Source organism: Bacillus sp. FSL R5-0576, from assembly GCF_038004765.1.
GTDB lineage: Bacteria > Bacillota > Bacilli > Bacillales > Bacillaceae > Bacillus > Bacillus subtilis.
Genome location: NZ_JBBORU010000001.1, coordinates 1,043,451 through 1,057,703, shown reverse-complemented (window position 1 = coordinate 1,057,703; position 14,253 = coordinate 1,043,451). Strand labels below are relative to the sequence as shown.

Below are 14,253 nucleotides of genomic sequence, written 5' to 3'. Positions count from 1 at the left end.
AAAATACAAAAACTTGTATGTGGTGCTTCGTTCTTATTTTCCCAAAAAAGAAGGGCAGAGATATTTCGCTCTGCCCTTCTTTTCCTACTCTACTAATTTTTTATTGACATAAATAATAACCCCTGCTCCATATGCCAGTATAAGCGGAGGTATGAGCTGCTCCTGACCTTGAAATGAGATAAAACTATTCAGCAAAATGAACAAACCGGAATTCAAGAAAAAGTAGCCTGCTATTCTGGCCAGCCGGTCTTTATCCCGTATACGCGCCTCGTTAAACCCAGCCAGCATCCAGGTTTGTTTTTTGATTCCGACAAAATAGGCAACCACAAAGAATAAAAGCGCGATGACAATTAATAGATAATTGATGCTGATTTCCATCTTACAGCCTCCTACAAGATTACTTGATGTTAAGAAAAAGAAAAAAAGCGGCGCAGCTTACTGCAATTAGCAGCAGGACGACAAGCGCATTGAGGAACGGGCTCAAAAGAAGCAGCACTGCTAAAAACAGCAGATAAACCGCACCGACTCGCGAAATCTTGACAATCTCCTTTTGAGAGCGCATTTTGTTTTTTCTGACACCTGCAAACATCATCAATTTTTTCCGCTTCCATACATATCCGGCGAGCACCATTAAATAAACAGCCAGCGGCAGATGTCTGAAGTCGGACGGCAGCAGCGGCAGGGCGATAATCGTGACAATGAGAAGGACCGAAATCCAGCTTTTGCCCAATAAAGACCTCCTCCTTTTCGTCTCTCCCCCATCACCCATCATCAATTCGGCAAGCTCCTTCGGATGAGAAAATTCAGATTCAACAGCTTCCTGCAGTTCCTCTTCACTAAGGCCGGCTTTGATTCTGTCTTGAACGAAAGCGGTGATATGCCCCTTTAATTCGTCGATAGCGTTTTCTCTCTCTACATCAGGCATATTCGCCAGCTCTGCATTTAGTTCCTCCATGTATCGGTCAATGATAAGCTGTCCATTCATAGCAAATCCCCCGATAAAGACAGTAAGGCTTGATGGGTTTCCAGGTATTTCTCCAGCCGTTCTTTTAACATTTCTTCTCCTTTTTGCGTCATTTTGTAATACTTTCTTTTCGGGCCGTCCAGTGAATCTTCCCAAAAAAATTCGATCCATCCCTTCTCGGTCATACGTTTCAGAATCGGATAAATCGCTCCCTCTGAAATAGCCAGCGCCGAGGTGGTTTTTAAGGATGACGTCAGCTCATAACCGTACATCGGTTTAGAACGCAGTAGGGATAGGATGGCCAGCTCGAAAATCCCTTTTCGAAATTGAACAATCCAGCGGTCATTAACTTGATTCGTTTTCATGGTTTAAATATATCGAAAAAAACACTATATATCAATCACATATAGCAGTGTAAAATGTCCTGTTTTTTCTTTTAACAAAAATGGAATTTCTCATACTTTTTAACCTTTTTATCACATAAATGTTTTTATATTATGAAAAGTGTAAAAACGATTCTTCAGGTTAAAAGGAGCAGTCGAATGCAGAAATCGATATCATTTTTTGTCATTTTTTCAATCCTTTGGGGTTCGCTATTTCTGTTTTCTATTATTGGCAGCTTGGGGACAACCCCGATTCCGCTGACAAAGGACTCCAAATTTCTCATGTCCAGCATCCTCCCTCAGGGCTGGGGCTTTTTCAGCAAAAATCCGCGTGATACTGCAATCGGCTTATATGAGGCTGAAAATGCCAGCGCCAAGGTCAGATGGCCCAATATGAGGGCTGACAACCTATTCGGCCTGTATCGGTATGGGCGGTCACAAGGCGTTGAAATGGGCGTGATCTACAGCCAAGTCGGCAAGGAACAGTGGACAGCATGTAAAGAAAAGGACCTCGGCGCATGCAAAAGCAAAGCCAAAACCGTGCAATTAAAAACACCCGCTCCCCGCCCGCTGCTTTGTGGCAGCTACTATTTGACGAAAGAGGATATTGTTCCTTGGAGCTATTCTAAATACACCCCTTCGTCTTATCAGGTAAAAAGCATAGTCAAGGTTGTGATCTCATGCTCGAAAACATAAAACAGACCATCACCAGATGGGACGAAAGAAACCCGTGGACAAATGTATACGGCCTCGCGCGAAGCATCATTGCGCTATCCAGCCTGCTGACGCTGCTCATCAATCACCCGAGCCTCATTATGAAGCCAGCCAGCGGGATCAGCAGCTATCCAGCTTGTAAAATGAATCTCAGTCTCTTTTGCCTCGGCGAAAATAACTATATGATGTTAAATCTTTTCAGATGGGTCTGCATTGCCATTCTGGTGCTTGTTGTCATTGGCTGGCGCCCCAGAATCACCGGGGTTCTGCATTGGTATGTCAGTTACAGCCTGCAGTCATCGCTGATCGTCATCGACGGAGGCGAGCAGGCAGCAGCCGTCATGACCTTTTTATTGCTTCCCATCACGCTGACCGATCCGAGAAAATGGCATTGGAGCACGAGACCTATAGAGGGCAAAAGAACACTTGGAAAAATAACAGCTTTTATTTCTTATTCTGTGATCAGAATCCAAGTGGCGGTGCTTTATTTTCACTCTACCGTCGCTAAGCTGTCTCAGCAGGAATGGGTGGACGGAACGGCCGTCTATTATTTCGCCCAGGAAAAAACCATTGGCTTCAACGGCTTTTTTCAGGCGTTAACGAAGCCAATGGTAACAAGTCCGTTCGTGGTGATTCCGACATGGGGGACGCTGCTGGTTCAAATTGTCATCTTCGCGGCGTTGTTTGCGCCGAAGAAGCATTGGAGATTGATTTTGATCATCGCTGTTTTTATGCATGAGATTTTTGCAATCATGCTAGGCCTTATCAGTTTTTCCATTATCATGGCCGGCATTTTGATATTGTATCTCACTCCTATCGATTCCACGATTCAATTTACATATATTCGCAGACTGTTGTGGAATAAAAAACACAAGAAGGGAGAGGTTTCAGTTTGAAGAAGGCGTTTCTAGTATTTTTGTCGGTTGTATTGGTGACGACTGTGTTTTTGGTGAAGCAGCAAGAAAGTGTGGCACAGGCAAAGCAGCTTGAGTATTCAGGTGAGGAAATTTTTAAAGGCTTTGTGTTTGCCCAAGGGGAAGTTGGCAAACAGCTTCCAGAGGTCTTTAATAAAGCGATGACAGACAAACTCAACACAAAACAGGCAAAGGCTTTTGCCAATCAGGTTGTCGCTGATATTAAAAAAGAGGATGCTGACTTTTTTGATAACCTGAAGAAAGCTGTTTACAGCAAAGATGCATTGAAAGTGGATGAACTGCTGAAAAAAGCAGGTCAAATCGTTGAAGAAAAAGTAGAAGCAGCAAAGGAAATCGCCGCTTCCAAGGATGATACATCCAGAGTTCAGGCCGAGCTTGTCAACACTGTTGATACCGCTAACTATTTCTATTATGTTTCTTATGTTGCTGCAGCAGGTGCCCTGATTCTGATCATTCTCGCCATTGATATTACGCCGATTGCGATTTCAGACAATGTGGATCGCGAAATGGCAATCAGAACGCTGGTTGATGAATTAAACTAGACATAAAAAAACGGCTCGCTCCGCAGTCTGCTGCAGGCGAGCCGTTTTCATGCTATTTTTTCTCGTATGTCCATCCATTTTCCTGATACACTTTTCCGTTTTTCATCAAATGGCCCAGTGCGCGTTTAAAGGCGGCTTTGCTCATATTAAAACGTTCTCTGATATCGTCAGGCTGGCTTTTGTCACTGTACGGCATGGCACCGTTTCTCGTTCTCATATACGTTAGAATGCACTCAGCATCAACAGACATTGCATCCTGTTTTCTCGGAAGCAGCGACAAGTTGACTGAACCGTCTTCTTTCACTTGAATCACCCGGCCTGTGACTCTTGAACCCAGTCTTGGCTCCTCTTTTCTTTCTGACGGGTGAATAAAACAGCGGATACCGTCATCCGTGATCACGAATGAACCCGATGCGATTAGCCTGTACACCGTACCTGTCAGCTCTTTATTCATCAGATCTTCTGAAGCGTCGGTAAACAGTTCGCTGATGATATCTTCCGGCGCTGGTTTCGCAAACATGCGCCCCCGGTTCGTCACCTTCAGCATACAGTAAAGTTTGTCCCCTTTTTGCGGCCAGACATCTTCGTACGGCGGCAAATGCTCAGTTGCGACTAGTGCGTCCTTCGATAAACCGACATCAACGAAAACGCCCATATCTTCCACTTTATCCACCACTTCAACCCAGCCATATTCATCCGCGCTGATGACCGGAATTTTCATCGTGGCCGCAAGCCTTTCCTGCTGGTCGACGTATATAAAGACTTCTACTTCGTCTCTGTCCTCGATATCCTCAGTCATTTCACTGTTATGTAAGAGAATCGTATCTTCCCCATCGGTTAAAAAGTAACCGAAGTCGGTTTGGTGATCTATACTCAAGGTTAATTGCTGCCCTGGTCTCATGCTATCGTCCTTCCTGTTCCGCTTAATCTCTGCGGATTTTGTTAACATTTTTTCCAATCATCACAAATTGATTCTTTGTTCTGTTGGAAGTTTCTCTTTATTCTACTATAATCAACACATAAGTTAAATGTTATGGAGGTTTTCATATGGCAAAAGAAAGTTCATTTGATATTGTATCCAAGGTGGAATTGCCTGAAGTGCAAAACGCAATCCAAATCGCACTGAAGGAAATCAGTACCCGATATGACTTTAAAGGCAGCAAAAGCGACATTTCTTTAGATAAAGAGGAGCTGGTCCTCGTTTCCGATGACGAATTCAAATTAAGCCAGCTGAAAGATGTGCTGGTCAGCAAATTGATTAAACGAAACGTTCCGACAAAAAACATTGATTACGGCAAGGTTGAAAACGCGTCAGGCGGAACGGTACGCCAGCGTGCAAAGCTTGTTCAAGGCATCGACAAGGACAACGCAAAAAAAATCAATACAATCATCAAAAACTCCGGACTGAAAGTAAAGTCTCAGGTGCAGGATGATCAAGTGCGTGTCACCGGAAAAAACAAAGATGACCTGCAGCAGATTATCTCAGCTGTGCGGGGAGCAGATTTGCCAGTTGACGTTCAATTTATAAATTTCAGATAAATTTTCTGATTCCTATTGATTATTGTCTTTATTTTCGGTAAATTTGGAGAAAGGGAAAAACGCCAGGTATCTTTTGGCACTTTCTGACACGAAAATTTCATATCCGTTCTTATCAAGAGAAGCAGAGGGACTGGCCCGACGAAGCTTCAGCAACCGGTGTAATGGCGATCAGCCATGACCAAGGTGCTAAATCCAGCAAGCTCGAACAGCTTGGAAGATAAGAAGAGACAAAATCACTGACAAAGTCTTCTTCTTAAGAGGACTTTTTTTATTTCTCTTTTTTCCTTGCTGATGTGAATAAAGGAGGCAGACAATGGGACTTTTAGAAGATTTGCAAAGACAGGTGTTAATCGGTGACGGCGCCATGGGGACGCTCCTCTACTCCTATGGCATTGACAGGTGTTTTGAGGAGCTCAATATTTCAAAGCCGGAGGAAATTCAGCGCATACATAAAGCGTACGTTGAAGCGGGAGCCAACATTATTCAAACGAATACGTACGGGGCCAACTATATTAAATTATCCAGACACGGGCTTGAGGATGACATCAAAAAAATGAATCAGGAGGCCGTAAAGATCGCACGGGCTTCAGCAGGCGATGCATACGTGCTTGGAACGATGGGCGGCATACGCACATTTAATAAAAACGCGTACAGTCTTGACGAAATTAAGCGCAGCTTCCGCGAGCAGCTGTACCTGCTGCTGCATGAAGAGCCGGATGGCTTGCTGTTAGAAACGTATTATGATTTGGAAGAAGCCCGTGAAGTGCTGAAAATCGCGCGCAAAGAGACTGATCTTCCGATTATGCTCAATGTCTCCATGCACGAGCAAGGCGTATTGCAGGACGGAACACCGCTTTCTGACGCATTGCGCTCGATTGCGGATCTCGGAGCTGATATTGTCGGCATTAACTGCCGCCTCGGCCCTTATCACATGATTGAAGCGCTCAGCGAAGTGCCGATTTTTGATGACGTATTCTTATCCGTTTATCCGAACAGCAGTCTTCCTTCGCTTGAAGAGGGACGGCTCGTCTATGAAACAGACGACACGTATTTTCAAAACAGCGCGTCAGAATTCCGTAAGCAAGGCGCGCGGATTATCGGCGGCTGCTGCGGCACAACACCGAATCACATCAGGGCGATGGCGGAAGCGGTTGGCGGGCTGGCTCCGATTACGGAAAAAGAAGTCAAAACCCGGGCAAAAGAATTCATTTCTGTTCATCACGAGCGAACCGAGCCCGGCCTGGATGAGATCGCGGCGAAAAAACGCTCTATTATCGTAGAACTGGACCCGCCGAAAAAACTAAGCTTTGACAAATTTCTATCGGCGGCTGCTGAATTAAAAGAAGCGGGAATCGATGCCCTGACACTCGCCGACAATTCTCTGGCGACCCCGCGGATCAGCAATGTTGCCTGCGGCGCCCTTGTCAAGCAGCAGCTCGATATGCGTTCCCTTGTCCATATTACTTGCCGTGACCGTAACATTATCGGCTTACAGTCACATTTAATGGGCCTTGATACGTTAGGGCTGAATGACGTGCTTGCGATTACAGGTGACCCTTCTAAAATCGGGGATTTTCCTGGTGCGACGTCTGTATATGATTTAACATCTTTTGATTTAATCAGGCTGATCAAACAATTCAATGAAGGTCTGTCTCTATCTGGAAAACCGCTCGGCAAGAAAACGAATTTCTCAGTTGCCGCCGCATTTAATCCTAACGTCCGCCATCTGGATAAAGCGGTAAAACGGCTTGAGAAAAAAATAGATTGCGGCGCAGATTATTTTGTTTCTCAGCCTGTCTATTCCGAGCAGCAGCTTGTCGATATCCATAACGAAACAAAACATCTGAAGACGCCGGTCTATATCGGCATCATGCCGCTGACAAGCAGCCGGAATGCCGAATTCATCCATAATGAAATTCCCGGCATTAAGCTGTCTGATACGATTCGCGAAAAAATGGCCCGTGCCGGTGAAGATAAAGAAAAACAAAAGGCGGAAGGCCTTGCGATTGCACGCTCCCTGCTGGATACGGCATGCGAGCTGTTTAACGGCATCTACTTGATAACGCCTTTCCTCAGATCTGACTTAACCGCTGAGCTTACTTCATATATTCAGCAAAAAGATGAGCAGCGCCAAAATATCTTTTTGCATTAATCCCTTAAAAGACTGTCTGATCCAATCGGGCGGTCTTTTTCAACGGGATTCGTGTTACGATATAGAAAAACAGTCATGAGGAGGAACATTATGCTCGAAGTCAAAACCATTTCCGCGGAAGATACATATGAAATCCGGCACCGTATTCTGCGTCCCCATCAATCCATTGAACAATGCAAATATGAAGAGGATCATGCAAAAGGCTCCTTTCATCTCGGCGCGTTTTTTGAAGGAAAGCTGATCAGCATCGCCTCTTTTTCCCCGCAAATTCAGCCATTAATAACAGAATCCCCAGCATATCGGCTGAGAGGCATGGCAACGCTTGAAGGATATCGCGATCAAAAAGGCGGGAGCACGCTGATCAAACACGCGGAAGAGAAACTGGCGGAGAACGGCGTTCAGGCGGTCTGGTGCAATGCCAGAAGCCATGTGAAAGGCTACTATTCAAAACTTGGGTGGGAAGAACTCGGCGAACCGTTTGAGATTCCCGGCATAGGCACTCATATTGTCATGTACAAAACACTAGGAACAAGCAGGTGATCTTATGGATGTAGTGGATGAGCTGATTGAGCTTCATGAAGAACATGTTTCCGGCTTATTGCGGCTTTGCAGGCAAGCCGGGTGGCCGGATTACGGCGAACAAGAGCTGGCACTGCTTGTCCAGCAAGGACGCTTTTTCGGCTATCAAAATGTCAGCGGTGATATTATTTCCTGCATCGGCTTGTTTTTGTTTGGCAGTCTTGCTTCTATCGGCCTCGTTATCGTTGACAAGGAATATCAACGGCTCGGTCTCGGCCGGCGTATGGTAAACGCCTGTATCACCCAAACGGATGAAAACACCGCCATCAGGCTTTGCGCCACAAAAGAAGGTTTGCCGCTTTATGAAAAAGCAGGTTTTCATACGGCTGGTTCAGTGCGAAAGTACAGCTGTCACAGTTTTCAACCTTATACAAAAAAGCTTGATGCTGAACTGACATCCTTTAGAGAACAAGACTTTCACGACTTAACCGCGGCGGATCTGGCTGCCTTTGGCGGAGATCGATCAAACCTTTTGCAGCAGCTTATTTCTGCTTCATGCGAATGTATCATCGCCCGAAATCAGGACGGACAGCTAATTGGCTACGGACTTTCTGTACAGACACCGGCCAATTTGAAATTCGGCCCCATCATCGCTCCATCATCAGATGTTGCAGCACAAATAATTAACAGGCTGGCGGCCGGCAAACAAGGGCCGATGCGAATCGATATACCGAGTGAACACACGTCTCTGCATGACAGCCTGATAGAAATGGGATTTCATAAAGATGATGAACCTCCGCTTTTGTTCTATCAGAAAAAAGCGCCTATTCAAAATGGACACTTATATGCTTTGATTTCACAGGCTCTCGGTTAACCCTCTTTTTTCCCGAACAGGTATCTTCTGTTCGGTTTTTTGCTGTCTGATCGCTGAATAAACGAAGCCATCAGGGACATTCTAAGCAGAAGAAAAGGAGTGTGCTCTGAGATGGAATCATCAAAACAAAATAATGGAATGACGATTGTAGCAATCGGTTCAATCCCTTTAATATTAACCCTAGGAAACTCGATGCTTATTCCGATTTTGCCAAAAATGAAATCTGAACTTCATTTATCACAATTTCAAGTCAGTCTCGTGATCACAGTATTTTCCTTGATTGCAGCATTTGCGATTCCGATTGTCGGTTATCTCGCAGACCGATTCTCAAGGAAAGTCATCATTATTCCCTGCTTAATTTTGTATGGTGCCGGCGGTTTGTTAGCCGGGTTTGCGGCAGGTTTTTTTGACAATGCCTATCCTTGGGTCATGGCAGGACGAGCGTTACAGGGAATCGGGGCAGCCGGAACCGGCCCAATTGCCATGGCACTGACGGGAGATCTGTTTAAAGGCGCCCAGGAGAGCAAGGTGCTCGGCCTTGTTGAAGCTTCAAACGGCATGGGGAAAGTGCTATCGCCGATCATTGGCTCGCTGATCGCCCTGCTTGTCTGGTATGGCGCGTTTTTTGCCTTTCCTGTGTTTTGTATCATTTCGATCGTACTGACTTGGATTTTTATTAAAGAAAAGAAAAAGGAAAAAGAACCGCCACCAATCGGAAAATATGCAAAAGGGCTGTTAAGTGTCTTTAAACATGAAGGCAGATGGCTGTTTACCGCTTATTTAGCCGGTGCGACCTGTTTGTTTACTTTATTCGGCATCCTGTTTTATCTCTCAGATGTTCTTGAAAAAACATACGACACCGACGGCGTGAAAAAAGGCTTGATTTTAGCGATCCCGCTTTTGGTTATGTGTGTGACGTCCTATACAACAGGAAGCAAAATCGGGCAAAAGCAATCGTTAATGAAAAAGCTGATCGTACTTGGATTGGCGTTCATGACCGTATCCTACGCGGCACTGTCATTCATTGAAAATCTTGTCCTTTTTATCAGTGTTCTTGTACTGAGCAGCATAGGCTCAGGTCTTGTCCTTCCTTGTGTGAACAGTTTTATTACCGGGGCTGTCGGCAAGGAAAGACGGGGATTTGTCACCTCGCTGTACGGCTCTGTACGTTTCTTAGGGGTAGCGATCGGTCCTCCGATTTTCGGCCGCCTGATGCAATGGTCCAGACCCGGCATGTTTTTAAGCATCGCGGGATTGACTCTCGTTGTCGGGATTCTTGTGATGATGCTCATCCATGTGAAGCAAAACAATGAAGAAACAAAAGAAAAAGAAGACACTAAAATGGCTGGAAATCGGCTACAGCCCGCTGAGGAAAGGTAGCACCCAGTGTGAAAATTGTACGGATTGAAACCTTTCCGCTATTTCACCGATTAGAAAAGCCATATGGAGATGCCAATGGGTTTAAACGATATCGGACTTGTTATCTCATCAGGATTATCACCGAAAGCGGGATAGACGGCTGGGGAGAATGCGTTGATTGGCTCCCTGCTCTCCATGTCGGTTTTACGAAGCGGATCATCCCGTTTCTATTAGGAAAACAGGCTGGCAGCCGCCTGTCATTAGTGCGCACGATTCAAAAATGGCACCAGCGGGCGGCCTCCGCTGTAAGCATGGCGCTGACAGAGATTGCAGCCAAAGCTGCGGATTGTTCGGTTTGCGAATTATGGGGCGGGCGATACAGAGAGGAGATTCCTGTGTACGCGTCTTTTCAATCGTACTCAGACTCCCCGCAATGGATCAGCCGCTCAGTCTCCAATGTTGAAGCCCAGTTGAAAAAAGGTTTTGAGCAAATCAAAGTCAAAATTGGCGGGACTTCATTCAAGGAGGATGTCCGGCACATCAATGCGCTGCAGCATACAGCAGGCAGCTCCATTACGATGATTCTGGACGCAAACCAAAGCTACGATGCCGCTGCGGCTTTTAAATGGGAGCGCTATTTCTCCGAATGGACGAACATTGGCTGGCTTGAGGAGCCTTTGCCCTTTGATCAGCCGCAGGATTACGCTATGCTTCGAAGCCGTTTGTCTGTTCCTGTTGCCGGCGGAGAAAATATGAAAGGCCCGGCGCAATATGTGCCTCTTCTTTCACAGCGCTGTTTGGATATCATTCAGCCCGATGTCATGCATGTCAACGGAATTGATGAGTTTCGGGACTGCCTCCAGCTCGCGCGTTATTTTGGCGTCAGAGCATCCGCCCATGCATATGACGGATCGCTCTCACGGCTCTATGCTTTATTTGCACAAGCCTGTCTGCCCCCATGGTCTAAAATGAAGAACGATCACATTGAACCGATCGAGTGGGACGTCATGGAGAATCCTTTTACAGATCTCGTCAGCCTGCAGCCTTCAAAAGGAATGGTCCATATCCCGAAAGGAAAAGGCATTGGAACAGAGATCAATAAGGAGATCGTCAATCGCTACAAGTGGGATGGCTCAGCATATTAAGCTGGGCCATTTCTTTATTTTGAGACATAAATCATGGACAGCCTCATAAAATGAAAACAGCGGACAAGTCTTTTCATAAAGGAGCAAATGACTTAATGGCTGAACTGCTGATGAAAGCAAAACTTACGTTTATGATTGTCGTAGGCGGCGTACTACAAGGACTCGGCATGTCCTTGTTTTTATTTCCGCATGATATTCCGACAGGCGGTGCAGCAGGTATTGCGGTGCTATTGCATTATCTGTTTCAAATCCCCCACGGATTTTCAGTGTGGGCTGTGAATGTATCAATGCTTTTTACCGCTTTAAAATGGCTGGAGATGAGAACATTCACCGGCACCCTCGCTTCTATCACCGTCACCTCTGTCTCGGTATTGATCTTTGATGCGGTTTTTCCGGATATCACATCTAATCTGTGGCTTGATCTGGCAAGCGGCGCAGTGTTATTGGGACTCGGCATCGGACTTTTATACAAATATAAAATTTCGAACGGAGGATTCGGAGCCCTTGCTCTGATGATTTCTATCTACCGCGGCGGGAATCCTGGTACGATCCTGCTCATCATGAATTGCATCATTTTTATGGTCACCGCGTCTATTATTGACTGGGGCATTGTCATTCAAGCCCTGATATGCCAAGTGATATCGACAAGAGTCATCGACTTCATCTACAACATCCGTCTGACCTCACTTCCCTATCTCACGCCTATGTACCGCCATAAAAAATAATAGGCAGAGGCTCTCTTCACGACGAGAGCCCCGCAGCCGCTGTTTTACAGAAAAAAGGTATCGGATCTTAGCCCTAAACGCAGCGTTTCCAACGCGATGGCATCATGAAATGGAATATTGGCCAGATTCACATTCGGCCCGATTTTTTGAATAAACCCTTGCTGAAGCATTTTGTTAGGCGCTTCAAAAATCAGCCTGTTGATATCAATATCCGAGGAAATGATATCGTCAACAATTTGAAACCTGACATCGCCGCTGCTGGAACAGATCCCTCCCGTTCCGCTTTCTCTGGCTTCTGTAATCACTTTTTCCGCGCCCGCTTCCATATCCTCAACGATATATTCAAGCCATTCCTCAGAGCTTTGCCGGCTTGCTAATTCCGCATCCTTGCTGCCCACCTCACTGAGCACAAGAAATTCATCAGAAAAATCAGCAATGTAAGCCGCTTTCTCTTTATTTGTCATCGGGAGCGTACCGTTTGAAATCTCAATATATTCACAGCCGAAATAGGTGCAGTACCGATGAAATTCATTCACTTTTTTCTGGCTTACGTACTTTTCGAACAGTGTGCCGCCAAAGAAAAATGTAATGTCATGTTCTTTCAGTGTGCTGATTTTTTCTTCAAGATCTTTCGTAAGTAATGAGGTGCCCCAGCCGAATTTCACAAAATCAATATAGTCGGACGCTCCGGCTATGACATCTTTGAAAAATTGCAAGGGATAGCCGTTATCAATTAAAATGGACTGTCCGGTTTCTCTCGGCTTGTTTGTTCTCACTGGCAATTCTAGTGAAAAATCATTCATATTATGACCCTCTCTATCGTTGGAACTTCTCCATCTTGTTTCACTTTCATCACGAAATCGCCCGTCAGTTCTTTTGTACAGTAAACGATGTCTTCCGGATCAAACAATGGCTGGCGGCTGTCAAAAAACTTCTCCGCAACAGAAGAGCGTTTTATTCTTTCAATCGCCTCCGCAGCCGTTACCGCATTTGTCCCTTCAATGATGCCTTTGATATACTCCGCACACGCCATATCGTCATCACCGGATGGATGGGAAGCCACAATGTTTATGACACAATCGTTTGCGGCGAGCTTTTTCACATGCTGTGCCGTTGTTTTGGCATTGGTAAATCCAGTTACGAACAGATGCTTTGCGTTCAGCGCCCCCAATGCTGCTGTGACGCCGTTTGTTGTTTTCTGGATCAGGCTTTTATCCGCCATATTCTGCACAGCCATGCGCTTTGGAGAATTATCTAAATCAAATCCGCTGATACCGACCCCCTTTTCCTCTCCCGTCAATACATAATCCGGATAGACGTCTTTCAGCGCAAAGGCTTCATCAGCTGTCCGGACCAACAAAATCTCTTTCGCCCCGCCGATAAACGCATAATGGGCGACCGTAAAGGCTCTGATGACATCAATGACGATGTTAATATCAGCCGGGGCAAGCGAATGATGATGCCCCTGATAAATGGCAATCGGCATACTACCTCTCCTTGGGCATAAAACCATTTTGCTAAAAAGCATATTCAGCCGGGCTCTTAATGGTTCCGCACCTCATTTTAGGCGGGCGCAGCCCCTAAAAACCCTGAACCTTTATGCAAAAAATGAATAGTCTGCCTATAACTCGATCAATAGATAAAAAAAGCAGATGCAAACGGGGGGAAAACATTGAACGAAACCATCACATATGACACATGGAACGACATGCTGTCCAAACAGATAACGGATCAATTGATCGATGAGCTCGATGTGTTGAAATGGGCTTACCGAACGTACGGAGAAAAGATTGTGTACGCCTGCAGCTTTGGCGCAGAAGGAATGGTGCTTCTCGACTTAATATCAAAAATCAACAAAAATGCACACATCATCTTTTTGGATACCGGGCTTCATTTTCAGGAAACATATGAGCTGATCGAGACCGTCAAAGAGCGATATCCGGGATTTGCAATTCAGATGCTCGAACCCGAGCTGAGCTTAACAGAACAGGGGACGAAGTACGGAGGAGAGCTGTGGAAGCATAACCCGAACCTCTGCTGCCAATTGCGGAAAATCGAACCGCTCAAAAAGCACCTGTCCGGCATGACAGCTTGGATTTCAGGACTGCGCCGGGAGCAGTCGCCAACGAGAAAGCATATTCAATACGTAAACCTGGACCAGAAGTTTGCGCTCATCAAAATTTGCCCGCTCATCCACTGGACATGGGATGACGTTTGGACGTACATCCGCCTGCACAATTTGCCTTATAACAAACTGCACGATCAACATTACCCGAGCATAGGCTGTGAAATGTGTACATTGCCTTCCCCGGACCCGAACGATGAGAGGGCTGGAAGATGGGCCGGACGGGAGAAAACAGAATGCGGCCTGCATCAAGAATAGCGGACGGCAGGTTCTGGCT

17 protein-coding genes and 1 riboswitch are annotated in these 14,253 nt (G+C 45.8%); of the genes, 11 read left to right on the top strand and 6 right to left on the bottom strand.

All coding sequences use genetic code 11. The features are described from left to right. Nucleotides 1-84: 84 nt before the first annotated feature. The 3 genes from NX903_RS05405 to NX903_RS05395 are packed head-to-tail and all read right to left on the bottom strand — an operon-like array spanning nt 85 to nt 1,329. Nucleotides 85-378 carry a DUF3784 domain-containing protein gene (locus NX903_RS05405; protein WP_003233021.1) on the bottom strand — a complete coding sequence of 98 codons (294 nt, stop codon included), beginning with the start codon at nt 376-378 and terminating at the stop codon, nt 85-87. Nucleotides 379-397: 19 nt separating this feature from the next. Continuing rightward, entirely contained in the window at nt 398-985 is a 588-nt protein-coding gene (locus NX903_RS05400; RefSeq protein WP_086343692.1) for an HAAS signaling domain-containing protein, read from the bottom strand. Then, nucleotides 982-1,329 carry a PadR family transcriptional regulator gene (locus NX903_RS05395; protein ID WP_003245674.1) on the bottom strand — a complete coding sequence of 116 codons (348 nt, stop codon included), beginning with the start codon at nt 1,327-1,329 and terminating at the stop codon, nt 982-984. Before NX903_RS05395 ends, NX903_RS05400 begins: the two co-directional genes overlap by 4 nt. A 177-nt stretch (nt 1,330-1,506) precedes the next feature. Here NX903_RS05395 and NX903_RS05390 point away from each other — a divergent pair, with 177 nt between their 5' ends. The 3 genes from NX903_RS05390 to NX903_RS05380 are packed head-to-tail and all read left to right on the top strand — an operon-like array spanning nt 1,507 to nt 3,538. Continuing rightward, nucleotides 1,507-2,043 (top strand): SdpA family antimicrobial peptide system protein, encoded by a 537-nt coding sequence (locus NX903_RS05390; RefSeq protein ID WP_003245405.1) that lies wholly within the window; start codon nt 1,507-1,509, stop codon nt 2,041-2,043. Further along, nucleotides 2,028-2,957 (top strand): sporulation-delaying protein SdpB family protein, encoded by a 930-nt coding sequence (locus NX903_RS05385; RefSeq protein WP_086343691.1) that lies wholly within the window; start codon nt 2,028-2,030, stop codon nt 2,955-2,957. Before NX903_RS05390 ends, NX903_RS05385 begins: the two co-directional genes overlap by 16 nt. Next, complete coding sequence (locus NX903_RS05380; RefSeq protein ID WP_003244950.1) at nt 2,954-3,538, top strand: sporulation delaying protein family toxin; 585 nt, start codon at nt 2,954-2,956, stop codon at nt 3,536-3,538. The genes NX903_RS05385 and NX903_RS05380 overlap by 4 nt, the downstream gene beginning before the upstream one ends. A 52-nt stretch (nt 3,539-3,590) precedes the next feature. Here the strand turns inward: NX903_RS05380 and NX903_RS05375 are convergent, their stop codons facing one another. Further along, on the bottom strand, nt 3,591-4,487 hold the full coding sequence (locus tag NX903_RS05375; RefSeq protein ID WP_080262610.1) for a CvfB family protein: 897 nt from the start codon (nt 4,485-4,487) through the stop codon (nt 3,591-3,593). A gap of 98 nt (nt 4,488-4,585) precedes the next feature. Between NX903_RS05375 and NX903_RS05370 the strand changes: the two genes are divergently transcribed. From NX903_RS05370 to NX903_RS05340, 7 genes are all read left to right on the top strand, one after another. Continuing rightward, the gene (locus NX903_RS05370; protein WP_024572207.1) at nt 4,586-5,077 is read left to right on the top strand and encodes a YajQ family cyclic di-GMP-binding protein; all 492 of its coding nucleotides are present in this window, start codon (nt 4,586-4,588) and stop codon (nt 5,075-5,077) included. A 106-nt stretch (nt 5,078-5,183) separates the two neighbouring features. Beyond that, a riboswitch (SAM riboswitch) is annotated at nt 5,184-5,301 on the top strand. Nucleotides 5,302-5,390: 89 nt separating this feature from the next. Beyond that, a complete protein-coding gene (locus NX903_RS05365; RefSeq protein ID WP_032721324.1) occupies nt 5,391-7,229 on the top strand; it encodes a bifunctional homocysteine S-methyltransferase/methylenetetrahydrofolate reductase in 1,839 nt (612 codons plus the stop codon). A gap of 90 nt (nt 7,230-7,319) precedes the next feature. Then, on the top strand, nt 7,320-7,769 hold the full coding sequence (locus NX903_RS05360) for a GNAT family N-acetyltransferase (protein WP_128737738.1): 450 nt from the start codon (nt 7,320-7,322) through the stop codon (nt 7,767-7,769). Between the two features lie 4 nt (nt 7,770-7,773). Then, nucleotides 7,774-8,622, top strand: a complete 849-nt coding sequence (locus tag NX903_RS05355) for a GNAT family N-acetyltransferase (RefSeq protein ID WP_086343690.1) — start codon at nt 7,774-7,776, stop codon at nt 8,620-8,622. Nucleotides 8,623-8,733: 111 nt separating this feature from the next. After that, nucleotides 8,734-10,002, top strand: coding sequence for an MFS transporter (locus NX903_RS05350; RefSeq protein WP_086343689.1), 1,269 nt, complete (start codon nt 8,734-8,736; stop codon nt 10,000-10,002). Nucleotides 10,003-10,010: 8 nt separating this feature from the next. Continuing rightward, nucleotides 10,011-11,126, top strand: coding sequence for a mandelate racemase/muconate lactonizing enzyme family protein (locus tag NX903_RS05345; RefSeq protein WP_069964096.1), 1,116 nt, complete (start codon nt 10,011-10,013; stop codon nt 11,124-11,126). Nucleotides 11,127-11,221: 95 nt separating this feature from the next. Next, entirely contained in the window at nt 11,222-11,851 is a 630-nt protein-coding gene (locus NX903_RS05340) for a YitT family protein (protein ID WP_009966972.1), read from the top strand. A gap of 44 nt (nt 11,852-11,895) precedes the next feature. On the opposite strand, the gene NX903_RS05335 is transcribed toward NX903_RS05340, so the two are convergent. Together NX903_RS05335 and NX903_RS05330 are read right to left on the bottom strand one after the other, a co-directional pair. Beyond that, the gene (locus NX903_RS05335) at nt 11,896-12,654 is read right to left on the bottom strand and encodes a phosphosulfolactate synthase (protein ID WP_086343688.1); all 759 of its coding nucleotides are present in this window, start codon (nt 12,652-12,654) and stop codon (nt 11,896-11,898) included. Further along, nucleotides 12,651-13,337, bottom strand: coding sequence for a 2-phosphosulfolactate phosphatase (locus NX903_RS05330; RefSeq protein ID WP_086343687.1), 687 nt, complete (start codon nt 13,335-13,337; stop codon nt 12,651-12,653). Before NX903_RS05330 ends, NX903_RS05335 begins: the two co-directional genes overlap by 4 nt. A 186-nt stretch (nt 13,338-13,523) precedes the next feature. Here NX903_RS05330 and NX903_RS05325 point away from each other — a divergent pair, with 186 nt between their 5' ends. Further along, nucleotides 13,524-14,234, top strand: coding sequence for a phosphoadenylyl-sulfate reductase (locus NX903_RS05325; protein WP_086343686.1), 711 nt, complete (start codon nt 13,524-13,526; stop codon nt 14,232-14,234). Nucleotides 14,235-14,253: the final 19 nt, after the last annotated feature.

Excerpts from the sequence above, each read along its gene's own strand:
- NX903_RS05405 (WP_003233021.1), bottom strand. The coding sequence starts at position 378 with ATGGAAATCAGCATCAATTATCTATTAATTGTCATCGCGCTTTTATTC.
- NX903_RS05400 (WP_086343692.1), bottom strand. The coding sequence starts at position 985 with ATGAATGGACAGCTTATCATTGACCGATACATGGAGGAACTAAATGCA.
- NX903_RS05395 (WP_003245674.1), bottom strand. The coding sequence starts at position 1,329 with ATGAAAACGAATCAAGTTAATGACCGCTGGATTGTTCAATTTCGAAAA.
- NX903_RS05390 (WP_003245405.1), top strand. The coding sequence starts at position 1,507 with ATGCAGAAATCGATATCATTTTTTGTCATTTTTTCAATCCTTTGGGGT.
- NX903_RS05385 (WP_086343691.1), top strand. The coding sequence starts at position 2,028 with ATGCTCGAAAACATAAAACAGACCATCACCAGATGGGACGAAAGAAAC.
- NX903_RS05375 (WP_080262610.1), bottom strand. The coding sequence starts at position 4,487 with ATGTTAACAAAATCCGCAGAGATTAAGCGGAACAGGAAGGACGATAGC.
- NX903_RS05370 (WP_024572207.1), top strand. The coding sequence starts at position 4,586 with ATGGCAAAAGAAAGTTCATTTGATATTGTATCCAAGGTGGAATTGCCT.
- NX903_RS05365 (WP_032721324.1), top strand. The coding sequence starts at position 5,391 with ATGGGACTTTTAGAAGATTTGCAAAGACAGGTGTTAATCGGTGACGGC.
- NX903_RS05360 (WP_128737738.1), top strand. The coding sequence starts at position 7,320 with ATGCTCGAAGTCAAAACCATTTCCGCGGAAGATACATATGAAATCCGG.
- NX903_RS05355 (WP_086343690.1), top strand. The coding sequence starts at position 7,774 with ATGGATGTAGTGGATGAGCTGATTGAGCTTCATGAAGAACATGTTTCC.
- NX903_RS05350 (WP_086343689.1), top strand. The coding sequence starts at position 8,734 with ATGGAATCATCAAAACAAAATAATGGAATGACGATTGTAGCAATCGGT.
- NX903_RS05340 (WP_009966972.1), top strand. The coding sequence starts at position 11,222 with ATGGCTGAACTGCTGATGAAAGCAAAACTTACGTTTATGATTGTCGTA.
- NX903_RS05335 (WP_086343688.1), bottom strand. The coding sequence starts at position 12,654 with ATGAATGATTTTTCACTAGAATTGCCAGTGAGAACAAACAAGCCGAGA.
- NX903_RS05330 (WP_086343687.1), bottom strand. The coding sequence starts at position 13,337 with ATGCCGATTGCCATTTATCAGGGGCATCATCATTCGCTTGCCCCGGCT.